Below are 23,001 nucleotides of genomic sequence, written 5' to 3'. Positions count from 1 at the left end.
CTGACGACATCGACCAACCGGCACCGGCGGCGCATTTGCTGGTCCCGATCAGGCATCGACATCGGCTGAAATCGTCACCTCCTTGAAGGCGTCGAGTTCAGCCAACCGCTCGACCAGCGCCTTGCGGATCGAGGCATAGCTGCCGGCGCCAAGCGCCAGCCGCTTCGGAGCCAAGTGTTGTTCGGCAGCCTCGATCATCGCCTGCGCCATCTTGACGGGGTCACCCTTGGCCTCGAACCTGCCGTCGGCGATAGCGCGGCGGATGTCGCCGGCCGGCGTCGCGTCATAGGCTTTCATCGGCCGCGGCGCGACCAGCCCGCGGCCAAAATCGGTCCGCGCCGGACCTGGCTCGGCGATGATGAATTCGATGCCGAAGGGGGCGACCTCCTGCGAAACGGCTTCGATGAAGCCTTCGATGCCCCATTTGGTCGCGTGATAGAGGCTGAAATTCGGATAGGCGATCTGCCCGCCTTCCGAAGACACCTGCAGGATGCGGCCGCCGCCCTGCGCCCGCATATGCGGCAATGCTGCCCGGATCACCTGGATCGAGCCGACCAGGTTGGTATCGATCTGATGGCGGATCTGTTCGTCGCTGACCTCTTCGGCAGCACCGAACAGGCCGTAGCCGGCATTGCTGACGACGACGTCGATCCGGCCCATCGCTCCAAAAGCGGCGTCGACGACCGAGCGCACCGCCCCATCATTGCTGACGTCAAGCGTCGCGATCCAGAGGTTGTCGCCGTAATGCGACTTCAAATCATCGAGCGCTGCCGGCTTGCGCACTGTCGCCGCGACGCGATCGCCGCGCGCCAGCAATTTTTCGGTCATGATGCGCCCGAAACCGGAGGAGGCGCCAGTAATCATCCATGTCTTTCCCATTGTCTTTACCTTTCATGCCGCGGCATTGCGGCTGCTCTTGAAGGTAAAGATAGATAAGCCTATTCCTGCTTCCATCCGTCGAATGCTGCATGAGTTGGTGAATTCTAGCCATGAATTACAAGCCGAGCCTTGCCGATCTGAGAGCCTTGTCTGCTATCGTCAACCATCGCAGCTTCCGCAAGGCTGCCGACGAGTTGGGCCTGTCGCCTTCGACGCTCAGCCATATGATGCGTTCGCTCGAAGCCAATATGGGCGTTCGGCTTCTCCACCGGACGACCCGCAGCGTGGCGGCGACGGAGGCCGGCGAGCGCCTCGTTACCCGTCTGACGCCACTGTTCAGGGATTTCGATCTGGCGCTCGAGGAGGTCAACGAATTCCGCGGCCATCCCAGCGGCACGTTGCGGGTCAATACCAGCGAGATCGCCGCGCGGGTGCTGCTTGATGCCGCCGTCCCGACCTTTCTCACCCGCTATCCCGACATGTCGCTCGATCTCGTCACCGACAATCGGCTCGTCGATGTCGTTGCCGACGGTTTCGATGCCGGCATAAGGCTTCGCGAGGCGGTGCCGCTCGATATGATCGCGGTGGAATTCGGCGGAGATACCCGCTTTGTTGCCGTCGCTTCGCCGGCCTATCTGGCAGCGCATCCGGCGCCGCAGACACCGGACGCATTAAAGACCCACGCCTGCATCCGCTTCCGGCTGCCAAGCGGCAAGCTCTTCCGCTGGGAGTTCGAAAAACACGGCCACGAGATTGCCCTCGACGTTCCGGGCGTGCTGACGCTCGACCATGTCGAGCTGATGGCGCAGGCGGCGGCAAAGGGGCTCGGCATCGCCTATGTCTCGGATCGCACCGCCCGGCCGTTTCTCGAAAGCGGCGCGCTCGTCACGGTGCTGGACGACTGGTGTCCTGCCATTCCGGGCCTCTGTCTCTATTATCCCGGCCACCGTCACGTGCCGCGGGGTTTGCGGGCCTTCATCACGGTGCTGACCGAGGTCGAGCGTCACGGCAGATAGGCCGCCTTCAGAAGGTTTCGATCCGGGAGTTGATCCAGCGGACAAAGAACGAGGCAGGCGGAGCGAGACGTTCAAAACTGCGCGCGACCAGCCAGTAGGCGCCGTGGGCAACGGCAAGGTCGGACAGGCGAAGCAACCGGCCCGCCCTGATCTCTTCCTCGGCGAAGATATCGTCCATCAGTGCTATGCCCTGCCCGCGCAGGACCGCCTGCATGACCAGCCCGCCATCGGCATAGACCGGCCCCCGCGCGATTTCCGGCATGGCGATGCCTGCCATCTCGAACCAGCGGAACCACACGTCGCGGGTCTCCTCATGCAACAGCGTATGACGGAGCATGTCTTCCGGGCGGTCGATCGCAGGCCCTCCCTTGAGCAGCGCAGGTGCCGCGACCGGCACCATCCTGACATCGGCGAGATGCCCGCTCTCCGTCCTCGGCCAGGCGGTCACGCTGGCGCTGTGGCGGATGGCGATCTCGGCCTGTCCGCCTCGGAACTCGACCAGGCGTGAATCGGCGTCGATCGTCACGTCGATCTCAGGATGCCGTTCGCGAAACTCCGGCAGGCGGGGAACGAGCCAGCACGCCGCGAAGGAAGGTTCCACGCTGATCGTCAGCGCTGCCCTCGCCGGTCGGCTGCGGATTTCTTCCAGGGATTCGTCGATCCGGTCGAAGGATGACGTCAGGATCGCCAGCAGCTTGTTGCCCGATGCGGTCAAATGGACGCCGCGATGGCGGCGCTCGAAGAGCGCTTCGCCCAGCAACGTCTCCAGCTCGCGGATCTGCCGGCTGACCGCCGCCTGCGAGATGAACAGCTCCTGCGCCGCCAGCGTGAAGCTCTCGAGGCGGCCGGCGACCTCGAAACTCCGCAAAGCGGTCAATGGCAGGCGTCCGCGCTTCATCCATAACCTCAAGTCATTCGAGGCCGACGATAAGCTCGTTTGAAGGCGCGAGGCAAGGGGCGGCATATGATTGCGAAGGAGAGATATCGATGCGCAAGCGGATATTCGAGATCATGTTGAACGCCATCCGGCTTGTGACGTTTCAGCCATGGCTGAGTGAAAGCGCCGGCCGAAGTGACAACGGCGACAGCACCCGCTGTCGCCATGACATCAACCCGCAACCGGTTCCAGATCGATCAGCGCCTTGATCGGCAGGTGGTCGGAGGCGATACGCGCGAGCGGCGTATCATGTGCTTCCACCTCCGAGATGATCCCCTTGCGGTTGGCGATGATGCGGTCGAGCGCCAGAAGCGGCAGGCCGGCGGGGAAACTCGGGACGGCGGGCGGCAGCGGTCCGAAGGCGGATTGAAAGGTGTTGAGCGAAGACCGGTCGCCGAGCCGCCATTCGTTGAGGTCGCCGAGCAGGATGGTCGGCATCTCGTGCCTGTCGTTGATCAGTTCGACCAGCATGCGGGCCTGCTGGGCTCTGCTGTGGCGCAGCAGCCCGAAATGCGCGGCGATGATGCGCAGCACCCCGCCCTTCTCGAGTTCGATCTCGGCAACCAGCGCGCCGCGCGGTTCCAGCCCCGGCAGCTTGACCTGATGCACGTCATGCACCAGCCCCTTCTTGAAGAGCACGACATTGCCGTGCCAGCCATGCGCCTTCGCCATGCCGGCAATCGGGACCGCGATCAGTCCCGTTTCCCGCTCCAGCCGCCCGAGATCGAGAATGCCGGTGCGCTCGCCAAAGCGCGTATCGGCCTCCTGCAACGCGATCACGTCGGCGCCGATTTCGTGGATGACGCGGCTGGTGCGCTCCGGATCGAAGCGGCGGTCGGTGCCGATGCACTTGTGCACGTTGTAGGAGGCGATCAGCGTCCCCGCACTGGGCGGCCTTGCCTCCGTATAGGCTGCATCGAGCCGCTTTTTCCTGCTCCTGATCGAGGCGAGAATGCTGGCGGGAAGGCTGTCTTTTCTGGCGTGCATCGGCAGGCGCACTTGTTCCGTTGATCGAAAAGGCTTGTCTCAACAGTATAGGCGGGCAAGCCGGACTTGCCACGTCCGATCACAAAAAATCCTTCAGAGATAGGGCGACCCTAGCCATAGCACCTTCTCAAGCAGCCGCACCGGGAAGGGTCGCGCCTGCAGCCCCTCAAGCGTCACGGGCGTCGCGGTTTTCAAGGTTTCCTCGATGTGCTCGTCGATCTCGGCGGCGAAGCCCTCGTTCAGCACTTCGAGATCGACCTCGAAATTCAGCCGCAGCGACCGCGGATCGAGATTGGAAGAGCCGACATAGGCCCAGGTACCGTCGATCGTCAGCAGTTTCGAATGGCTGAAGCTGCCGGTGGAGCGCCAGATGCGGCAGTAATTCTTGAGGATCTGATCGAACTGCGCCGTCATCGCCCGGTCGACCAGCACGAGGTTGTTGAGCGCGGGCACGACGATATCGACTTCGACGCCGCGCCGCGCCGCCGTCACCAGGGCGCTGATGAGTTCGCGGTCCGGCAGGAAATAGGGCGACATGATGCGGATCGACTGGCGCGCCACGGAAAAGGCGCCCATCAGCATCTTGTGGTTGGTCTCGACGCTGCGATCCGGGCCGGAGGCGACGACGCGCATCAGGATGGGATCGCCGGGACTGCGCTCCGGCGGTTCGATGCGCCAGGGCTCGTCGTTCAACAACTCCTGCGTCGAGAAGCGCCAGTCTTCGGCGGCGAGGTCGAAAAGGTCGGCCACGACAGGGCCGGTGACGCTGAAGTGCGTGTCGTGGGCAAAGCTCTCGCCTGTTGCCTCCTCGCTGAAGCCCGCCCTGATGTTCATCCCGCCCGTCAGCGCGATTTTCCCGTCGACGATCAGGATCTTGCGGTGGGTGCGCAGATTGGCATAGGGCAGCCGTAAACCCATGATGACATTGCCGTTGAAGACGGCAACGGTGACGCCGCCTTCCCTCAGATGGCCGAGAATGCTCGGCACCGAATAACGCGCGCCGACCGCGTCGATCAGCACCCGGACTTCCACACCACGGCTGGCCGCCGCAATCAGCGCATCGGCGATGCGAAGGCCGACCGCATCGCGGTCGAAAATATAGGTTTCGAGCAGGATGCTGCGCGCCGCCTCGTCGATGGCGGTCTTCATCGCCGCATAGGCCTCGTCGCCGGTTTCCAGCACATCGATCGTATTGCCTGAAGTCAGCGGATTGCGCGTCACCCGGTCGCCGAGCGTCTGCAGCGCCGCGAAGCGGCGGCCGAACTGGCTGATCACCGTCTCGGCCTCGGCATCGAAGGTCTCGAGTTCGTCGAATTCGGCCGCAAGCAGCAGCGCGTCGCGCCGCACGCTCAACGATTTGCGGCGGACGCGGTTGATGCCGGCAATCGCATAGAGCACCGCGCCGATGATCGGAGACAGAATGATGACGCCGACCCAGCCAATCGCGGCGCGCACCTCCTCCTTGGTCATCGCGGCATGGATCGCCGCGGCAGCCCCCATGGCGATCGAAACGACAAAGAGGATATGCGGCCAGTAGGTCGACAGGAGATAGAACATCGCTGGCGAATATAGCCGCGAAACGCCGGCGATCAATCACAACGCTGTTCTCTCATGACGCGAAATTTTATGCCGTGACCATTTTACCGCCGCCGCCCGCTTCACCGCGGGAACAATGCCGGCACAGATCGATTGATCCCGAGGAGATGAGGGTCGCCATCATGACCATAGCCGCAAATGTCGGTCCCGCCTGGGCGCTTGAAGTCGCGAATGCCGACAGCATTCCCGAACTTTGGCATCAGGCCGAAGACTGCACCCGTTGTGATCTCTACAGGAATGCCACGCAAATCGTCTTCGGCGAAGGCTCCGGGAAAGCCGAGATCGTCCTCATTGGCGAGCAGCCGGGGGACCAGGAGGATTTGACCGGCAGGCCCTTTGTCGGCCCCGCCGGCCGGCTGCTCGATCACTGCCTCGAAGAGGCCGGTCTCGATCGTCAACGCTGTTATGTCACCAATGCGGTCAAGCACTTCAAGTTCACGCCGCGCGGCAAACGGCGGCTGCATGCAAAACCGAATGCCGGCGAGATCAGGCGGTGCGCCTGGTGGCTCGGCGCAGAGCTCAACATCCTGCGGCCGAAGCTCGTCGTGACGCTCGGTGCAAGTGCGCTGTATGCGTTGCTTGGCCCGAAAGCAAAGCTGACGCCGGAGCGCGGCCATATCCTGCATCCGACAAACCATCCGCCTGTTCTGGTCACCATCCACCCCTCCTATCTCTTGCGCATCCGTAACGAGGCGGACCGAGACCAGCAGCGCCGGGATTTCGTGTCAGATCTGCACAAGGCCGCGGAGTTTCGGCCCCGGTAAACCTCGATTCTCAACCCTAATATGCTGCGATGCGAAATATTTCCGGTTGCGGCGCGATTTCGCTTGAAAGAGCTCCCCTCCTCTGGAACCATCCGAGCAGTATCGCGTTCGAACGACGGCATCATGTGACTGGAGATCAGCGATGGCAGAAACTCGGGAAGAGTGGATCAAAAAACGTGCATACACCCTCTGGGAAGAAGAGGGATATCCGACAGGGCGAGATTCCATTCATTGGGAACAGGCACGAGACGAGCGCGACGCGCTCGAGGGCTCTGCTGCGTCTTCCAACGGCAAGGAAGCCAAACCCAAGGCGAAGCGCAGCGTGACGGGCAGCAAGGCCAACGGCGTCGTGACACCGGCACCGAAGCGGGCTGCAAGCCGCAAGACGGCGTCCTGAACACTGGATTACCGAGCAAGTCTATTAAAAAGGGCGTCGTCGCGACGCCCTTTGATCTCGTTTTGTCATATGCCTGAATTAGTTTTGCTTTAGGGATTCCACGATGGGCTTCCATGCGGGGGTGAACAGAGGCCGAATGACGCTGCAAGCTTTGAGGCTTCCGAAAAAAGTTGAATCTTCGTCCGATAACCGGGAACAAGAAGGTGCGATGATTGTTTATGGCGCAACGAGGAAGTTGCCATGAAGGACAGTCATACCGAAATCCTCTTTTTAGCCAGCAGCCGCGCTTCGACCGCGATCGTGTGAGGGATGGAGATGTCGCTCCTCATCGTCGCCGCGCTGCTCTACCTCGGTCTCGCCCTTGGCTTCATCCTTGTCGTCGATAACCTCGTCGGACTGGTTTTCCGCGATCCCCGTGCGCCCGCGCAGTTGCCCTTCTTCCACATCGGCCGCGCTTTGGTCGCTTCACAAAAGCTCAATCAAAAATAACCTCCCGGGCACCGCCGCAAACCGCGAAAAGCGTTGAACACCCGGCAGTCAGGGATATTTCGATCGCGCCCTTTTCCTCCCATCGTTAGCCTCTATGTTGAAGCTTTGGAAGGGCTGGACCCCGAGCCGACCGATCACATCGGTGCGGCAGACGACAAGGAAGCGATTTTGAATGAGAAGCGTCGGGGACGGCTGGCCGAGAGGTGGAGGCGAAATCGGCGAATTGTTACGGCATCCGGATTTCCACGCCGTCGGTCTCGGTCCGGTCGAAAGCTGGCCTGCCTCTCTCAAGCACGTCGCCGAAATGGTGTTGAATTCCCGCCAGCCCAAATTCGTCGCCTGGGGTCCGGATCTCGCTTTTCTCTACAATGAAGCCTATGTGCCCGTTTTCCCCGAGCGGCATCCCGATGCCCTCGGACGACCCTTCCGCGAGGTCTGGACAGATATCTGGGAACAGTTCTCGCCGATCGTCACCAGCACGCTCGAAGGCAGTTCGCAGCTCTTCAAAGAGCTGCTTATCCCGATGCGCCGCGACGGCCGTACCGAAGACACCTGGTTCACCTTCTCATACACGCCGCTGCGCGACGATGACGGCAGGGTCGCCGGCATCCTCTGCGCGGCCCTTGATGTTACCGACCAGGTGTCGGCCAAGCGCGGCGAACAAAGCGCGCTGGAAGAACTGCGTGCAAAATCGGAGGCGCTTGCGGTCGTCAACCGGGCGGGTGCGGCGATCACCGCCGAGCCCAGTGTCGAACGCCTCACCCAGATTGTCGTCGATGCCGGCGTGACGCTGACCGGCGCGGAATTCGGCGCCTTTTTCTACAATGTCGATGATGGCGAGGGTGGCAGCTACATGCTCTATGCCCTCTCCGGTGTCGATCGGAAGAACTTCGAGAAATTCCCGATGCCGCGCAATACCAAGGTCTTCGCGCCGACCTTCAACGGCGAAGGCATTATGCGCTCCGACGACATCCTGCTCGACCCGCGCTACGGGCAGAATGCGCCGCATGCTGGCATGCCGAAGGGCCATCTTCCCGTCAGGAGCTATCTTGCCGTGCCGGTGAAATCACGCGACGGCGGCGTCATCGGCGGCTTGTTCTTCGGCCACGGCCAGCCCGGCCGTTTTTCCCAAGCGGCCGAGGCGAGCCTCGTCAGTCTCGCCGGCCAATCGGCCGTCGCGATCGACAATATCCGGCTTTTCCGTGCCGCCAAAATCGAAATCGACCAGCGCCGCAATATGGAAGATCAGCTGCGGAAACTTAATGAAATGCTCGAGGTCCGCGTCGCGGCCGAGATTGCCGAGCGCCAGCAGGCCGAAGCAGCGCTCCAGCAGTCGCAGAAGATGGAATCGATCGGCAAGCTCACCGGCGGCGTTGCCCATGATTTCAACAATCTGCTGCAGGTGATCTCAGGCAACCTGCAGCTTCTGGGCAAGGACGTGGCAGAGAGCGGTCGGGCCAAGGAACGCATTTCCAACGCGCTTGCCGCCGTCGAACGCGGCTCGCGGCTGGCAAGCCAGTTGCTCGCCTTCGGCCGCCGGCAACCGTTGGAGCCGAAGGTCGTCAATATTGGCCGTCTCGTCACCGGCATGGACGACATGCTGCGCCGCGCGCTCGGCGAGGAGATCGAAGTCGAGACCATGGTCTCAGGTGGGCTCTGGAACAGCTTTGCCGATCCGACCCAGATCGAGAACGCACTGCTCAACCTTGCGATCAACTCCCGAGACGCGATGGCTGGCCCCGGTAAGCTGACGATCGAGGTCGGCAACGCCTTCCTCGACGACACCTACAGCCGCACCCATCCTGAAGTCACCGCCGGCCAATATGTCGTGCTGGCGGTTACCGATACCGGATCCGGCATGATGCAGGAGGTCATAGAACAGGCCTTCGAGCCTTTCTTCTCGACCAAGCCGGAAGGCAAGGGTACCGGTCTTGGCCTGTCGATGGTCTATGGCTTCGTCAAGCAGTCCGGTGGCCACGTGAAGATCTACAGCGAGATCGGCGAAGGCACGACCGTCAAGCTCTATCTGCCCCGCTCGTTCCAGAGCGAGGATCGCATCACCAATGTCGACAGCGTGCCGGCGACCGGGGGCACGGAAACCATCCTCGTCGCCGAGGATGACGAGGGTGTGCGCACGACTGTCGTCGAGATGCTGACGGATCTCGGCTACTACGTGTTGAAGGCCAAGGATGCGCAAAGCGCGCTCACCGTGATCGAAAGCGGCGCCCATATCGACCTGCTCTTTACCGATGTCGTCATGCCCGGGCCGTTGCGGAGCCCGGAGCTTGCGCGCATGGCACGCGAGCGTCTGCCTGACATCGCCGTGCTCTACACATCGGGCTATACCGAAAATTCGATCGTCCATGGCGGCAGGCTCGATCCCGGCCTCGAACTGCTCTCCAAACCCTATACGCGCGAGGAACTCGCCCGCAAGATCCGCCACGTGCTTACTATCAGGACGCAACGCCGCCAAGGGGCGAGCGATGCCGCGGTGGCCGCTCCCACACATCCCGAGGTCGCCCGTGAAAAGCTGAAGCTGTTGCTGGTGGAAGACGACGCCTTCATCCGCATGGATACCGCCGAGCTTTTGCAGGATCTCGGCTATGACGTCATCGAGGCTGATAGTGGCGAACGGGGCGTGGAAATCCTCCGACATACCATCGTCGACATCATCGTCGCCGATGTCGGCCTGCCCGGCATGTCGGGTCAGGCCTTTGCCGCGAAGGCGCGTGAGGCCTTTCCTTCGGTCGGACTGGTCTTTGCCACCGGCAACAGCAGCCTGCCGGATGCAAATCATCTCCCCGGCTCGGTGCTGCTGTCGAAACCTTTCAGCAGCATAGCGCTCGACCAGGCGGTCAAGAACGCCGTCCAACAACGGCCTGGCGTATAGGCCAGTCACGATATGCTACAACTTTTGCTTTATGCGTCGGCGCCGTCGAGCTCAGGATATTTCCGCATCAGATCCACCTCGCTGGTGCAACTGTCGTCGCGCGCCGTCAGCTCGATCGAGATCGTGTCGGCAGGGTCGAGACGACCATCATCGTGATGGCTGCCAGCATCGTGAAAACTGCCATCGTCGTGATAGACGGGAATGCGCGCACCGCTCTGACTGACCAGCACGGCATCACGCTTGAAGCCCCTCCGTAGCAGCCAGTCACGCGGCGCCATCAAACGGATGTCGACCTCATAGGAACGCCCCTTCCCGTGCTTGAGGCTGACGGTGTAGATGACCGGTGATACCTGGCCGTTCACGTCGATCGCACCGTTTCCATCGGCTTTGACGATGTGTTTTTCCATGTTCTCGGCTGCTTCTTATGCACATCGGAAACCTGATAAACCTGGCTTTTGTTCCGAATTCGGCCCAATGACCTGGGCGGGAACTTTTGGGCTCCGTACCGGTTCAGTCCCTTTGCAAACCACAGGAGGCCGAGATGCCGAGAGGTGATAAATCCGACTATACCGACAAGCAGAAGCGCAAAGCCGAGCACATCGAGGAGGGCTACGAGGATCGCGGCGTCTCCGAGAAGGAAGCCGAACGGCGTGCTTGGGCGACCGTCAACAAGGAAGCGGCGGCGGCAACAAATCCGGTTCCGGCCGCGGCAAGAAGGATACGCATGAATCCTCCGAAAAGGGCGGCCGCGTCGGCGGTGCGGCATCCGCCGCACGCTCGAAGGAGGAACGTTCCGCTTCCGCGAAGAAGGCCGCGGCGACGCGCAAGCGTAACGAACACCACAGCCACCATTGACTAGGATGCGGCAGCGGAGGCTTTCCGCCAGCCACACGGGGAGTTTTAGACCCATGGCCAAATCGAAAAAGAAATGGTCTCAGGACGTCACCGAACGCAGCGATGCGATGGACCTGAAGGAAGGCGTGTTCAAATCGGACGATCCGAGGAAGATTGCCCGTTACGTCAAGCACTCCGCCGAGGAGAGTGATCGCCGCAAGTCGAGCCCTTATCGCGCTGCCATGTCGATGCTGACCTTCTACATTAACCGCGCGGGCGACCAACTGACGAAAAAGCGGCGCGGAACCCTTGAAAAGGCCAAGGACGAACTGCGAAAAGACTTCGGTCGTAAACCGAAGGATTGAGCAGCCATGGCATACGAGCTTTATTATTGGGACGGCATTCAAGGCCGTGGCGAATTCGTGCGGTTGGCGCTGGAAGAAGTCGGCGCCGCATATATCGACGTTACCCGCCAGCCCGGGCGCGGCACCGGCGCCATGATGGAAGTGATGGAGAGCGAAAGCGAAACGCACATTCCCTTTGCGCCACCGTTCCTGAAGGACGGCGACCTTATTATACCGCATGTCGCCAACATCCTGTTTTATCTCGGACCGAAACTCGGCCTTGCGCCTGAGGATGACGGCCTTCGCCATGTCGTCAACGGCCTGCAGCTGACTGTCACCGATTTCGTCGCCGAAGCGCATGATACGCATCACCCGATCGACATGTCGCTTTATTACGAGGACCAGAAGCCAGAGGCAAAAGCCCGCTCGGCCGCCTTCATCCGCGACCGCATTCCGAAATTCCTCGGTTATTTCGAGCGGGTGCTGCGACAGAACCCGAAAGGCCCCAACCATCTGGTCGGCGATGCGCTGACCTATGTCGACCTCTCGCTCTTCCAGGTAATCGAGGGCCTGAATTACGCCTTTCCGAAAGCCATGACGAAGCGCAAGGCGGAATATCCCTGCCTCTTGGCTCTGCATGACGCGGTCGCGAAGCGTCCGAACATCGCCAGCTATCTCGCCTCCGCCCGCCGCCTCGCCTTCAACGAGGAAGGGATTTTCAGGCATTATCCTGAGCTGGACGGTGCCGGCTGAGACAAGAGAAATTCCAGGAAAAGTGCGAAGCGGTTCCCCCGGCAAAGCGCGAAGCGGTTTTGACGGGACTGCGTAAAAGCAAAGGGATAGAGCGGCTTCTGCGCTTCCGTTAAAGCCGAACTAAAAGCCGTTCATTCCAGCGGAACGGCCGCATCGAAGAAATTTCCCCATGGATCCTTCGGCCGGGTCTCCAACCGTTGCGGCACGTTGGCGAGCGTGAAAGCGGCCGGACCACTCACCTCGTTCAATTCTGACCAATCCAGCGGCATGGAAACCGGCGCGCCCGATCGTGCCCGCGTCGAATAGGCCGCGACCGCCGTGTTGCCGCGGCCGTTGCGGAGATAATCGATGTAGATATGTCCACCGCGTTTTGCCTTTGTCGCGGTTGCCAGATATTTGTCCGGCGCATCGGCCGACATGCTTTCGGCCAGTGAATGGGCGAAATCCTTCACCTCGGCCCAGCCGGCCTTCGGCGCAAGCGGCGTCACCACATGCAGCCCCTTGCCGCCCGACGTCTTGACGAAGGCAGCCAGGCCGCGGGCTTCCAGCCGCGACTTCAATTCAAGCGCTGCTGCTATCACCGCGCTCCAGGTCACGTCTTCGCCGGGATCGAGGTCCATGGTGACCATATCGGGTCTTTCCCAATTGTCGGCCGTTGCCCCCCAGGGATGAATTTCGAGCACGGCCGACTGCACCAGCGCCACGAGACCGTTGAAATCGCCGATGCGCAGCAATTTTTCGCCGTCCGCATCCTGCGGGTCGGCGATCTCCTCGATGTGCGGATTCATGCCTTTCCAGGCATGTTTCTGGAAAAATCGCTGATGGCCCTTTATGCCGTCCGGCAAACGCAACAATGCCAAGGGCCGGTTGACGACATAAGGCTCCATGAATGGCCAGACCGCCGCGTAGTAATCCGCCAGCGCCTGCTTGGTCACGCCCTCGTCCGGCCAGTAGAGCCGGTCGGGATGCGTCAAGGATACGTCCGATGCCGGCGTATGTCTGGGGCTCATTCTTCGATCTCGCTTGTGAGGAAATCAAGTAGCCTGTTTTCCTCGGCCCGCAAGCCCCGCAGCGGCTCGTTGCCAGTCTCGATCAGCGGATGATCGTTGCCGGCGAGCGCGATGATCGCGGGATGGATATAGCTCGAGCGCGAGATCGCCGGTGTGTTGTGTAGCGCCTCGGCCGCGGCCTCCGACATCTGCTTCACGGTCGGCCGGCCGCCACCGAGGATCGTCTCGCGCGCCGCTCCGAAAGCCGCCAGCGATCCGGCCCAGGTGCGAAAGGTCTTCGCCGAAATCGGAATGCCGGATATCTCGGCCAGATAGGCGTTCAATCGCCCGGAATCGATTGGCTTCAGCGTCCCGCTTTCGTCCTTCCAGACGAAGAGTTGGCGGCCTGGCAGGTCGGCTATCTCCTCCAGGATCTTCTGCAGCCTGGGATGCTTGAGGCTGCGCTGGACGCGCTTGCCACCTTTCGCACGGAATTTCAGTTCGATCTGCCCGTCGACGATCTTCAGGTGGCGTTTTAGCAGCGTCGTTGCGCCATAGGTGCCGTTCTCCCTGACATAGGCCTGATTGCCGACGCGTAGGTGCGCCTCGTCGAGCAGCGTCGTCAAAGCCGCAAGCACGCCATTGACATCCTCTGCACCGGTATCGAGATGGCGCAGCACGGTGCGGCGTATTCGAGGCAGCGCCCGGCCGAACTCGATCAATTGATGGAATTTTCCCGCACTTCGGAAGGATTGCCATTCCTTATGGTAGCGGTATTGCTTGCGCCCGCGCGCATCGAAGCCTGTCGCCTGCAAATGGCCGTTGTCGTAGAGGCAGATCCAGACATTCTCATAGGCTGGGGGCAGACCGAGCGCGCCTATGCGCGCCCGCTGCAATTCGTCGGCAAGCGTCGTACCGTCGGGCATCACATAGCTGAAGCCCTTACCCTTCCTTCGCCTGCGGATGCCTGGTTCGGTGTCGCTGACATAGACAAGACCAAGGTCGGTGATGGCTTCGGCATTCATGTTCTCTGCGACCCGTTACTTGCTCCTGCGGCCGAACTGGAACCAGCGGCGACGCTCGGCTTTTGTCGCGCCTTTCGGCGGCTCGGTTTGTCCCTTCGGCGCGAAGACCGCCACGCTCTGGGCATAGACGATGACCGGATTCTCTGGTTCGCGCACCTCGAAAGAACCCGTCTCCGAGCCCGTGTCGAGAACCCTCGACCACTGTTTCAGCCCATTCACCACGGGTAGGTGAACCTCGCAGTCGCCACCTGCATTGAAGACGAGGAACAGGTCGTCCATCTCCTCGGTGTCCGGTGCATGCACGCTCCTCGAGACGTAGACGCCGAGTACCTGCAAACCGTCGTCGTTCCAGGCTCCATCGTCCATGAAACCGCCGTCCGGCTTGTACCAGGCGATCTCGATGCGTCCGTCGTCGGCTGTCTCTCCGGTCAGGAACCGCTCCTGCCGCAAGACGGGATGGGCCTTGCGGAAGGCGACGGCCTGCCGGCAGAAATCGAGGAAGGGGTCGTCGAGCCCCGACCAATCCGTCCAGCCGATCTCGTTGTCCTGGCAATAGGCGTTGTTGTTGCCGCCTTGGCTGTTGCCCAGCTCGTCGCCGGCAAGGATCATCGGAACGCCCTGGGAGAGCATCAGCGTCGCCATCAGATTGCGGCGCCGCCGCGCCCGAAGGCTGTTGATGTCCCCGTTATCCGTCACGCCTTCGGCACCCATATTGTCCGAATGATTGTCCGAATGTCCGTCCCTGTTCTCCTCGCCGTTCGCGTCATTGTGCTTGTCGTCGAAGGAAACCGTGTCCATCAACGTGAAGCCGTCATGGGCCGACAGCAGATTGATCGATGACGTCGCGCCCCGGTCCGAGTGGTTGAACTGTACCGCCGAGCCGGTGATGCGTTGCGAGATCTCCGAGACCATGCCGCCATCGCCCTTCCAAAAGCGACGCACGTCGTCACGAAACTTGTCGTTCCACTCACGGAAGGGATGTGGAAAGCCGCCAACCTGATAACCGCCATCGCCCACGTCCCAGGGCTCGGCGATCAGCTTGACACCGGCAAGGATCGGATCCTGGCGGATTGCGCCGAAGAACAGGCCCTGCCGATCGAATTCCATATCCTGGCGGCCGAGCGTGCTGGCAAGGTCGAAACGGAAGCCGTCGATATGCATGACGCCGACCCAGTAGCGCAGGCTGTCGAGCACCATGCGCATCACCATGGGATTGGCGGCATTCAGGGTGTTTCCGGTCCCCGTGGTATCGAAGGTGTGGCGCGGATCGTCGGGGGAGAGAATGTAATAGCTCGCATTGTCGAGCCCGCGGAAGGACAGCGTCGGCCCTTTCTCGCTGCCTTCGGCGGTATGGTTATAGACCACGTCCATGATGACTTCGATGCCGGCGGCATGGAACTTCTTCACCATGGTCTTGATTTCGGTGATCTTGTCGCCGGACAAGTAGCGCGATTGCGGCGCGAAGAAGCCGAGTGTCTGATAGCCCCAATAATTGCGTAGGTTTTTTTCCAGGAGATAACGATCGTCGAGGAAATACTGGATCGGCAGTAGCTCGATCGCCGAGATGCCGAGCTTGACGAGATGGTCGATGATCGGATCGCTGCACATGCCGAGAAAGGTGCCGCGCAGCCGGTCTGGCACCTTCGGATGGATCATCGTCAGGCCGCGCACATGCGCCTCGTAGATGATGGTGTCGGGCCAGGGACGGCGGATCGCCTCTTCACCCGCCCAATCGAAGTCCGGATCCTGCACCACGCCCTTGACCATGAAGGGGGCGCTGTCACGCTCGTCGAAGGAAAGGTCGTCTTCGCCGATCTGGTAACCGAACAGCGCGTCATCCCATTTAAGCTCGCCCGTCACCTGTTTGGCATAGGGGTCGAGCAGGAGCTTGTTCGGATTGAAGCGATGGCCGGCCTGCGGGTCATAGGGGCCGTGGGCGCGATAACCGTAGACCGTGCCCGGGCCGACGCCGGCGATATAGCCCGACCAGATGTCGCCTTCGCGCTTCGGCAACGGCAGCCGGGCAATCTCGTTCTTTCCGTCAGGCGAGAAGAGGCAGAGCTCCATCTGTTCCGCATGGGCGGAGAATACCGCGAAATGGGTGCCAGAACCCGTATACTCCGCTCCCAGCTCCGGCTTGAGGAAGTCGAGTTCTGAAAATGAAAAGCTCATGGTGCCCCGCTTGGTGAAAAGAACAAGCGGGAAACGTCACGGCGGTTCGAAAGTTCCCTTTTTTAAAAAGGGAAAGCGAGGATCTTGCCCGCCGATCGAGGCGTTCACGGCATCAGCTGGCCGCCATTGACCTCGATGATCTGGCCGGTGATGTAGCCCGACAGCGTCGGCGAGGCGAGGAAGAGATAGGCGCCGACGCAATCTTCCGACGTGCCGACGAAGCCCATCGGGATCGACTTGCGCTGCAGCTCCATCTGCTCGTCATTGGTATAACGCTCGTGGAAGGGCGTGGCGATAACGCCCGGCGCCACTGCGTTGACTCGGATCCGGTCGGGGACGAATTCCTTGGCATGGCCGCGCGTGATCGTCGAAACGAAGCCCTTGGACGCCGCATAGAGGATCGCACCATTGCCGCCGCCATTGCGCGCAGCGATCGAGGTGGTGTTGATGATGAAGCCACCCTGCTTCTTCAGCCAAGGATGCGCCGCACGTGTTGCCGCCAGCACCGAGCGGGCGTTGAGGTCCATGACCGCGGCATAATGGGCGTCGGTATATTCCGAGGTCGGCTTGCGCCCCAGCATGCCGCCGGCATTGTTGATGAGCCCGTCGAGATGACCGAAGGTCTTCGCCGTCTCCTCGACGACACGCTCGGTCTCGCCTTCCCTCGACACGTCGCCCTGGATCAGGTGCACGGTGCCGCCGGCAGCCCGGATCTCGTCTGCAAGCTTCTCCGCCGGTTCGCGGCTGGCATTGTAATGCACGCCGACCTTGGCCCCTTGAGCCGCAAAGGCGCGGGCCAGCGCCGCGCCGATCCCGGTCGAGGCGCCGGTGATCAGCACGGCCTTGCCGGACAGGTCCGGCAGCTTGATGGATGCGAGCGATTGCGCAAGTTCGACCATGGCGACGATTGCCTCCCGAATAACCAAGGACATAGGTGATGAAACGACTAGGAGAAGTCTTATCAGGGGAAATCGGCGAAGGGCAATGCACGAAAGGGAGAGATTCGCAGGGTGCCTAGTCCCGACCAGCGGGATTGAGTTCCCGAGAGAGATCGACAAGTGTCGCGCCCCGGCCTGGCAATGTTTCCTTGCTGCTTTCGATATAAGGACCATAGGCATCGAGGAAAGACTGCACGGTATCATTGAAGAAGACCGCGGTTGTCTCCTTGGAGCAGAGCGACGCACTCACGCAAAGACCAAGCCGGTTGAAGAAATAGACGACCTCCCTGACCTGCTCCTGGCGTGCGGGCTCCTGCGCGATCCGACGGTTGAAGGACTGCAGCAGGTTGTCCCTGGCGTGTCCGCTCGTCTCAGCCGTCTTCCTGTCGGCGGGCGGGACCGTCGCGATGAACGCCGTGTAGAACTCACGAAGTTCACCATAGGCTTGCCGATAGCCCTGCGTTTCCCAGGTCTCAATGAGGGTGAGCGTATATTTCGTCCGTTCGGTCTCCTGGTTCTCGCGGTACTCGAAGACTGCCCAAAAGATTCCCCCCACCGCGCCGACGAAGGTCACAACGGTGATAATGCTGCTCAGAAGCGACCAGCCGGCATCGGAAACGTAGAAGAAAGAGAGGCCGGCCGGCCGCCTGGATGATGGCTGGCTCATGGCTTGCAGTTCTCGACCAGATCGAACCGCACCGACGGATCGATCGTGCCTTCGTGACCATCCAGCAACCGCTTCAGGCAAACAAGGCCTGCCTCATCGAAGATGTAGACGGAGCGTAGCTCGCGCTGGTTCCGTGCTGTGGATTCACCTCCGGGCGGTAATAGCCCGGGCATCCGATCAAGACCGCGGCGTTCGCGTCCGTCGTCCCCGGCGCAGGCGGAGAGATCGACCTCCGCATTGCTCGTTTCCGCGCTCCGGGCGGTTGAAAGAAACTTTTCATAGTCCTGACGGAAGCATTTTGCCCTTACCTCATCCAGCTCGACGACCTCGTCACAAATGAGGCACGCGGCGCCGGCGGCGGCAGGTGCGAGAAGCAGCATGGCGGCGGCAGGTGCGAGAAGCAGCATGGCAGCTGCCAGGGCCGCAACCGTTTTATACGCGTCGCGAAATCTAAAAGAGGGCATAGTCTCCCACCAGTCGGCTGTTGATGATCCAGGGTGTCTGCTTGCCGTCGCTCGCCGCGAAAACCAGCGTCTTGACGCCGCGATACAGTTCGGAGGCCTCGATGCGACCATTGTGATTGTGGTCATAAAGATCGCGTTCCTTTCCAAGGACGGTAACGATCGCGTTGGTGAACAGGCCGCCGACCTCCCGCCGCCCAAGCGACTCCTGTCGCCCCTTCGCAGCGGCGAGAATGGTGAGATTGGATTTAAGGGCGACGAGGCTGTTGGCGAGATCGTCGTTGGTGGTGAAAGCCCCGGTCCCCGCGGCGCCGGAGTGGCAGGCGTCAAGAAGGATGGTGATGCGCGCCTCGGTCCTTTCGAACAGCGCGGCCAGCCGGTCGAAAGGCAAGGCTGTGTGTTCGAGATCCGTTGGATCGGTGGCAGACGTCGCGAAATAGAAACGCCCATTGCGATCCTGCATGCCATGGCCGGCCAGAAACAGGACCGCGTGGTCCCCACGGACCAGCCCGTCCAGCAGTCGCGCCGTCGCCTCCAGTATGGCCTCGGGTGTGGCACGCCTGTCCTTCGGCGCTGCATCGCCGCGGAACGGTGGCTCTTTACCAAGCGGCTCGGTCAGCGTTTCGAGCACCGTGCCTGCATCGCGCAGAGGGTAATTGAGCGAACGGAGGCGCTCATCCTCGTAAGTGTTCACGCCGATGACGAGCGCGCGGGTGACCGCACGGCGCGCAAGCGGCTCGCCGAGATCAGCCGATACCGGGAGGCTCGCCAGGCCCGCAGAATTGAATCCGATGACCGACACCCAACGCGCGTCCTTGAGCCTCTCGATCGACACTGCATTTCCGATGGTGGCTGCATCAACCGTTCCGGTCAGAACACCGTCCTGAAAAACGGACATATGCACCGTCTCAGCCGGGTCGAAGTGCAATACGGCTCTTACGCGACTGCCGTTTTCCTCGAGCGCAATCTCGCCTGTCAACGACGGCGGTACGCCCACCTCGGCGACGGCCTGCGGCGTCTGCCCTCGATCAAGAACGGCGCGCGCCAGATCTGGGACCTGGCGCGCTATGCCGAACCGGTCGAGACTATACTGTCCAACCCTACCGGGAAACTTCAGATCGATGAGGGCGGCGGCCTCGGCTGTCGCGTCGTAAAAGTAGTCCCTGGTCCAGACCGCGATCTCGTCGTCGGCGATGCGCCCGGACAGAAGCGACTGCCTATCGTCCAGAATGGCGTGAATATAGAAGTTGCCGTCAGAATTAAGTTGCACCGCATGGCGACGGTCTTTCGTCAACCAGGCGTCGACGAGGAGGTCGCCATTCGGAAGATTCTCGCCGATCCAGAGGAACTTCTGTGTTGCGCGGTCACGCACGGTAATGACGCCGTTGCCGGGCGCATAGGTCAGCAGCAGGTCGTCATTGGCTTTGATACGAAAAGCGTGCTGGTACCACAGACGATGGGCATTGTTTTCGAAGAAAAATGCGCCTTCCGCCTGAAGTGCCGCACTCGCCGCCGGCGCGGGGCGCGCGATATCCATGACGTAAAGGGCAGCATAGGGCCTGAGGCTCCCGAACGTCGCCCCCGCGACACACTCCGCACGCGCCACCCATACCGCCCCGCGAGACGTGCGGACGGTCGAGACCTCGACAACATCGCGAGGCGCCGACAGCGAGCCCGTGCCCCCCGAGCTTGAGGATTCTCCGAGCAGAAGATGTTCACAGTCGGAGATGGGACCCTCCTCCCCGACGGGCAGAGCCCAGTCGAATCGCCAGCCCGCACGCTCCGCCTCGCGGCGGAAGCGCCCCATCGCCTCTGCGGATCGTTTCAGCCGCTGGTCGCGATCAAGCGCGTGAAGGGCGTTGTTTTCACCCGCGGCGTAGGACGCGAGGAGGCGTTCACCGTCGACCATTGGATCGAGCGCGACGCCGAGGCGCAAGAGTTGTTCGGGCAAGGCAGCGGCGAGAGGCGTGTCGTTGCCGGCTCTGGTGGAGCCTTGGTCGTTCGATGCCACAGCGGTATCGATCATGACTGCCTGAAGCTCAATTTTGGCCAACGTGCGCGACAGGCTCTCCGTAAAATCGCGGGGGCGGCGGCTGTCGGCTTCCGCGACCTCCCAGACTTCCCAGGTACTGGTCGTCTTGAAGCCGCCGGCAACATCGAATTCCCGAGCGACACTGACGGGCGACACCATGCCAAGCGACCAGAACATATGAAAATGAAGGGGAATTGTCTCGCCACCTTCGGAACTGTAAGCGCCCGAAGAATTCGCGATCGAGGCGTAATCCGGGTTCTGGAGCGCACCAACGCGGTAGCCGGCGCCACCCCAGATGGCGTAGGCAGCATTCTCCAGATCGATCGCCACGCGCGTTTGACCGCGTTGCGCCGTGCAGCAAGACGGCCCGGTAATCTGTTCCCGTATGCGCAAGTGATCGCCGAAGGTGGAGGTAAAATTCACCTCCGCCCAAGGCGCGAGTGTGGTGAAGACGACACTGTCGCCGAGCGCCCAGCGAAGGTCGCCGGCGTCCGCTGTCGCGGCCGTATGCCCATCGACCATGTCGACGATGTCGAGCCGGCCATTATGCTCGACGCCGATGAAGCGGTGGGTTGGCGAGATCTGCAGGTGTGTGCCTGCCCGCTCGACGATTTCGGTCCCGCTTGCCGCATCCAGCAGAAGAAAGCGGGTATCGTTGAGGAGGATGCGGCGGGAGAATTTAGGGATATCGATGCTATGTGTGAACGCCGCGCGGCCCTCGGCGGTGTTGAGGACGATCTCGGCGGGCGCCGGTGCGATGTCGAGCCGCTCGGACCCTTCCTTCAGAACGATCTCCTCCTCGCAGGCGCGCAGATAACCCACCAATGAGACGGATAGGTTCAAAGGCCCGGCTTGCAGCGGAATGGCTGAAACTGAACCACTCGCCGCGGCGCCGCGCGTCGCCAGAGCGACCACGGCGCGTGTCTTGCCGAGACCGGTTTTGATCGCGAACGGATTGGGTGCATCAGGACCCAACGCGACATGCCCCTTGCCTTTAAAACGGACGGGCTGTTCTGCTTTGACCATGAACCAAACCGGTATGCGATCTTCGAGCGTGTTGCCCGACCACTCGATCGCAAAGCTGTTTCCGGCGCGGAGCGGTCCCTGATGCGGCAGTGTCCATTGGAATTTTTCGGCCAGGCGCCGGAGCGTCTCCTTCTCCTCGTCGCATGACCCGCCGAGCCTGCGAGCAGCTTTTTTCACGCGGGCCTGGAAGCCTTCCAGCGGCTCGCCCTCGTGCCACCCGACCGCTCCATCCACGATCGGTCCCGGACCGCGGGTGGGTGGAGGTGCTAAACCCGCTTTCCGGCCATCGAAAACGCCGCTCTTTGCGGCTGCGTAGGGTTTCGGCGAGCCCTTTGCGGACTTCAGGAAACATACCCCGCCGCTCGGGTTGAACGTATAGGCTCGGCACATGTCGGTTTCCGAGCAGATCGCGATACATTCGCCTTCCTTCAGGCCACGCAGAAGCGGATCGGTCAGCCCATGTCGAATGTCATCGCCGCCAAGATCCGTATTCGGCTGCGAGGTCCAGGTTCCTTCGGACACGGTGGCCTCGGCCAGTTCGTCGGCAAGACGGGAGAACTGGCCAGGGAAGGGATCCTGGCCGCTACGAAGCCTGGCGAGGAGGGTAGCACATGCCTTTCCAACCCGGTCGTACTCGGGGCCGAATTGCGCGAGACCGAAGGACATCGACCATGTCCCCAACTTGAGGTTCAGCGACCGCCCGGAGGAAAGGCGGGCGATGAGCGCTGCATCGCGACCGGCATCGAGGACCGGTCTCTTGCGGATGCCATCGAGGGGAAGCGTTGCCTCAGGGCCTCGATCCACCGTCAGACCCGCGCTCGAGACCGACGGTGTCGAGTAGCCCGCTACCTCTTCGAAATCAAGGACCACACCGGCTTCGGCATCGCAGGCAAGACGAAGGCAGACTTTGCTGTAGCCGGTGGAGGCGCAGATTTTGCTGCCTATCCCCGTGTCGTCCGGCTGCCACGGTGGCAAGGCCGCATCGCCGACAACCGGGCCTGTCCCATGGGAAAGCTCCTCCTCCATGTTGACGGCATGTGCCTCGCGGATCGATGCCGGCGCCTCCCAGCTCCGATCGGCTGCCCAGGCCGCCATGGCAGCCATGGTCGCTTGGTCTGTCTGGCCATTCACCGGCCCCGAATAGTAGCCGAGCCGTGAGAGGGCCGATTGAACGCGACGAACAGTCCCATCTTCTGGACCAGAGCCTGGACGATCCTGTTCTGCGACCTGTCCCTGCGCGCGTTCAGCTTCAAGAGAATTGAGATGCGCGACACGGAGGGTTGTTGGAGCCTCCCATCCCCGGTCGCGTGCCCACGCTACCACCGAACTCCACGTCTCGACCCCGGCATTTCCGTCGATCGGACCATGATAGTAACCGAGCGCTTCCAGGGCACGCTGCAGGCGTTGCACTTGCGATCTTGTCAGCTGTGATTGAAGAGTCGGTATCGGTTTAGACGGTGGGCTACCAGCATCTGGCGGCGCGGCATCACGTGTGACGCCGTCGGTCAAGCTCCTGATGATGTCGAGTGGAGACTGCGCCAGAGCCGGCTGCGACAGCAACATGATACATGCCAGAGCAATCCCTATTACCCTCATTGATGCAGCATGGCCCCCAGCCAAAAGTTAATAAAGAGTATACTGCCGAAGAACTGAGGGTTCCTCAAGTGAATATTTAAGGATTGGTGCGTCTTACCCGTTACCGCCCTAGCAGAGCGCGTCGCCGTATCGTCCGCTACTACACCAATACGAACTCGACTTTTGCGTGAATCAAGTATATTCCTTGCCTTGCAACGCTTTGTTCTTTC

19 protein-coding genes and 1 pseudogene are annotated in these 23,001 nt (G+C 61.6%); 8 read left to right on the top strand and 12 right to left on the bottom strand.

Going from position 1 to position 23,001, the window contains the following annotated elements:
• Positions 1-48: 48 nt before the first annotated feature.
• Entirely contained in the window at positions 49-879 is an 831-nt protein-coding gene (locus AC245Y_RS29765; RefSeq protein WP_012763307.1) for an SDR family oxidoreductase, read from the bottom strand.
• 110 nt (positions 880-989) lie between these two features.
• On the opposite strand from AC245Y_RS29765, the gene AC245Y_RS29760 reads away from it, so the two are divergent.
• Positions 990-1,895 carry a LysR family transcriptional regulator gene (locus tag AC245Y_RS29760; RefSeq protein WP_017996493.1) on the top strand — a complete coding sequence of 302 codons (906 nt, stop codon included), beginning with the start codon at positions 990-992 and terminating at the stop codon, positions 1,893-1,895.
• A 7-nt stretch (positions 1,896-1,902) separates the two neighbouring features.
• On the opposite strand, the gene AC245Y_RS29755 is transcribed toward AC245Y_RS29760, so the two are convergent.
• The 3 genes from AC245Y_RS29755 to AC245Y_RS29745 form a co-directional block, all read right to left on the bottom strand.
• A complete protein-coding gene (locus tag AC245Y_RS29755) occupies positions 1,903-2,793 on the bottom strand; it encodes a LysR substrate-binding domain-containing protein (protein ID WP_017996494.1) in 891 nt (296 codons plus the stop codon).
• A 210-nt stretch (positions 2,794-3,003) separates the two neighbouring features.
• Positions 3,004-3,819: an endonuclease/exonuclease/phosphatase family protein gene (locus AC245Y_RS29750; RefSeq protein WP_017996496.1), complete on the bottom strand. Its 816-nt coding sequence runs from the start codon at positions 3,817-3,819 to the stop codon at positions 3,004-3,006.
• A 93-nt stretch (positions 3,820-3,912) separates the two neighbouring features.
• The gene (locus tag AC245Y_RS29745; protein WP_026157614.1) at positions 3,913-5,376 is read right to left on the bottom strand and encodes a phospholipase D-like domain-containing protein; all 1,464 of its coding nucleotides are present in this window, start codon (positions 5,374-5,376) and stop codon (positions 3,913-3,915) included.
• A gap of 161 nt (positions 5,377-5,537) precedes the next feature.
• On the opposite strand from AC245Y_RS29745, the gene AC245Y_RS29740 reads away from it, so the two are divergent.
• The 4 genes from AC245Y_RS29740 to AC245Y_RS29725 all read left to right on the top strand — a co-directional run bounded on the left by AC245Y_RS29740 (position 5,538) and on the right by AC245Y_RS29725 (position 9,955).
• On the top strand, positions 5,538-6,179 hold the full coding sequence (locus AC245Y_RS29740; RefSeq protein WP_003554004.1) for a UdgX family uracil-DNA binding protein: 642 nt from the start codon (positions 5,538-5,540) through the stop codon (positions 6,177-6,179).
• A gap of 142 nt (positions 6,180-6,321) precedes the next feature.
• The gene (locus AC245Y_RS29735) at positions 6,322-6,576 is read left to right on the top strand and encodes a DUF2934 domain-containing protein (RefSeq protein WP_026157615.1); all 255 of its coding nucleotides are present in this window, start codon (positions 6,322-6,324) and stop codon (positions 6,574-6,576) included.
• A gap of 315 nt (positions 6,577-6,891) precedes the next feature.
• Complete coding sequence (locus tag AC245Y_RS29730; RefSeq protein ID WP_003554009.1) at positions 6,892-7,065, top strand: hypothetical protein; 174 nt, start codon at positions 6,892-6,894, stop codon at positions 7,063-7,065.
• A 172-nt stretch (positions 7,066-7,237) separates the two neighbouring features.
• Entirely contained in the window at positions 7,238-9,955 is a 2,718-nt protein-coding gene (locus AC245Y_RS29725) for a hybrid sensor histidine kinase/response regulator (RefSeq protein WP_017996499.1), read from the top strand.
• A 29-nt stretch (positions 9,956-9,984) separates the two neighbouring features.
• Here AC245Y_RS29725 and AC245Y_RS29720 read toward each other — a convergent pair whose 3' ends face one another.
• Positions 9,985-10,362 (bottom strand): hypothetical protein, encoded by a 378-nt coding sequence (locus AC245Y_RS29720; RefSeq protein ID WP_017996500.1) that lies wholly within the window; start codon positions 10,360-10,362, stop codon positions 9,985-9,987.
• 134 nt (positions 10,363-10,496) lie between these two features.
• Here AC245Y_RS29720 and AC245Y_RS29715 point away from each other — a divergent pair.
• The 3 genes and pseudogenes from AC245Y_RS29715 (at position 10,497) to AC245Y_RS29705 (ending at position 11,886) form a co-directional block, all read left to right on the top strand.
• Positions 10,497-10,810: pseudogene (locus tag AC245Y_RS29715) on the top strand (plasmid stabilization protein).
• A 53-nt stretch (positions 10,811-10,863) separates the two neighbouring features.
• Positions 10,864-11,154: a DUF3175 domain-containing protein gene (locus tag AC245Y_RS29710; protein ID WP_017996501.1), complete on the top strand. Its 291-nt coding sequence runs from the start codon at positions 10,864-10,866 to the stop codon at positions 11,152-11,154.
• A gap of 6 nt (positions 11,155-11,160) precedes the next feature.
• Positions 11,161-11,886, top strand: a complete 726-nt coding sequence (locus tag AC245Y_RS29705) for a glutathione S-transferase (protein WP_017996502.1) — start codon at positions 11,161-11,163, stop codon at positions 11,884-11,886.
• 131 nt (positions 11,887-12,017) lie between these two features.
• On the opposite strand, the gene ligD is transcribed toward AC245Y_RS29705, so the two are convergent.
• The 7 genes from ligD to AC245Y_RS29670 form a co-directional block, all read right to left on the bottom strand.
• The gene (gene ligD / locus AC245Y_RS29700; RefSeq protein WP_017996503.1) at positions 12,018-12,896 is read right to left on the bottom strand and encodes a non-homologous end-joining DNA ligase; all 879 of its coding nucleotides are present in this window, start codon (positions 12,894-12,896) and stop codon (positions 12,018-12,020) included.
• Entirely contained in the window at positions 12,893-13,900 is a 1,008-nt protein-coding gene (locus AC245Y_RS29695) for a DNA topoisomerase IB (protein ID WP_003554023.1), read from the bottom strand. The genes ligD and AC245Y_RS29695 overlap by 4 nt, the downstream gene beginning before the upstream one ends.
• Positions 13,901-13,915: 15 nt before the next feature.
• Positions 13,916-16,072 (bottom strand): glycogen debranching protein GlgX, encoded by a 2,157-nt coding sequence (gene glgX, locus AC245Y_RS29690; RefSeq protein WP_017996504.1) that lies wholly within the window; start codon positions 16,070-16,072, stop codon positions 13,916-13,918.
• A gap of 104 nt (positions 16,073-16,176) precedes the next feature.
• Positions 16,177-16,971 (bottom strand): SDR family NAD(P)-dependent oxidoreductase, encoded by a 795-nt coding sequence (locus AC245Y_RS29685; protein ID WP_012763320.1) that lies wholly within the window; start codon positions 16,969-16,971, stop codon positions 16,177-16,179.
• 115 nt (positions 16,972-17,086) lie between these two features.
• Positions 17,087-17,677, bottom strand: coding sequence for a DUF4760 domain-containing protein (locus AC245Y_RS29680; RefSeq protein WP_017996506.1), 591 nt, complete (start codon positions 17,675-17,677; stop codon positions 17,087-17,089).
• Positions 17,674-18,141: a hypothetical protein gene (locus AC245Y_RS29675; protein ID WP_026157616.1), complete on the bottom strand. Its 468-nt coding sequence runs from the start codon at positions 18,139-18,141 to the stop codon at positions 17,674-17,676. The genes AC245Y_RS29680 and AC245Y_RS29675 overlap by 4 nt, the downstream gene beginning before the upstream one ends.
• Entirely contained in the window at positions 18,128-22,759 is a 4,632-nt protein-coding gene (locus AC245Y_RS29670; RefSeq protein WP_487762872.1) for a caspase family protein, read from the bottom strand. The genes AC245Y_RS29675 and AC245Y_RS29670 overlap by 14 nt, the downstream gene beginning before the upstream one ends.
• Positions 22,760-23,001 lie beyond the last annotated feature (242 nt).

Source organism: Rhizobium sp. SRDI943 (assembly GCF_057653695.1).
This window is presented reverse-complemented; position numbering and strand designations above follow the sequence as displayed.

Coding starts and splice junctions, on each gene's coding strand:
- AC245Y_RS29765 (WP_012763307.1), bottom strand. CDS start 879: ATGGGAAAGACATGGATGATTACTGGCGCCTCCTCCGGTTTCGGGCGC.
- AC245Y_RS29760 (WP_017996493.1), top strand. CDS start 990: ATGAATTACAAGCCGAGCCTTGCCGATCTGAGAGCCTTGTCTGCTATC.
- AC245Y_RS29755 (WP_017996494.1), bottom strand. CDS start 2,793: ATGAAGCGCGGACGCCTGCCATTGACCGCTTTGCGGAGTTTCGAGGTC.
- AC245Y_RS29750 (WP_017996496.1), bottom strand. CDS start 3,819: ATGCACGCCAGAAAAGACAGCCTTCCCGCCAGCATTCTCGCCTCGATC.
- AC245Y_RS29745 (WP_026157614.1), bottom strand. CDS start 5,376: ATGTTCTATCTCCTGTCGACCTACTGGCCGCATATCCTCTTTGTCGTT.
- AC245Y_RS29740 (WP_003554004.1), top strand. CDS start 5,538: ATGACCATAGCCGCAAATGTCGGTCCCGCCTGGGCGCTTGAAGTCGCG.
- AC245Y_RS29735 (WP_026157615.1), top strand. CDS start 6,322: ATGGCAGAAACTCGGGAAGAGTGGATCAAAAAACGTGCATACACCCTC.
- AC245Y_RS29730 (WP_003554009.1), top strand. CDS start 6,892: ATGTCGCTCCTCATCGTCGCCGCGCTGCTCTACCTCGGTCTCGCCCTT.
- AC245Y_RS29725 (WP_017996499.1), top strand. CDS start 7,238: ATGAGAAGCGTCGGGGACGGCTGGCCGAGAGGTGGAGGCGAAATCGGC.
- AC245Y_RS29720 (WP_017996500.1), bottom strand. CDS start 10,362: ATGGAAAAACACATCGTCAAAGCCGATGGAAACGGTGCGATCGACGTG.
- AC245Y_RS29710 (WP_017996501.1), top strand. CDS start 10,864: ATGGCCAAATCGAAAAAGAAATGGTCTCAGGACGTCACCGAACGCAGC.
- AC245Y_RS29705 (WP_017996502.1), top strand. CDS start 11,161: ATGGCATACGAGCTTTATTATTGGGACGGCATTCAAGGCCGTGGCGAA.
- ligD (WP_017996503.1), bottom strand. CDS start 12,896: ATGAGCCCCAGACATACGCCGGCATCGGACGTATCCTTGACGCATCCC.
- AC245Y_RS29695 (WP_003554023.1), bottom strand. CDS start 13,900: ATGAATGCCGAAGCCATCACCGACCTTGGTCTTGTCTATGTCAGCGAC.
- glgX (WP_017996504.1), bottom strand. CDS start 16,072: ATGAGCTTTTCATTTTCAGAACTCGACTTCCTCAAGCCGGAGCTGGGA.
- AC245Y_RS29685 (WP_012763320.1), bottom strand. CDS start 16,971: ATGGTCGAACTTGCGCAATCGCTCGCATCCATCAAGCTGCCGGACCTG.
- AC245Y_RS29680 (WP_017996506.1), bottom strand. CDS start 17,677: ATGAGCCAGCCATCATCCAGGCGGCCGGCCGGCCTCTCTTTCTTCTAC.
- AC245Y_RS29675 (WP_026157616.1), bottom strand. CDS start 18,141: ATGCCCTCTTTTAGATTTCGCGACGCGTATAAAACGGTTGCGGCCCTG.
- AC245Y_RS29670 (WP_487762872.1), bottom strand. CDS start 22,759: ATGTTGCTGTCGCAGCCGGCTCTGGCGCAGTCTCCACTCGACATCATC.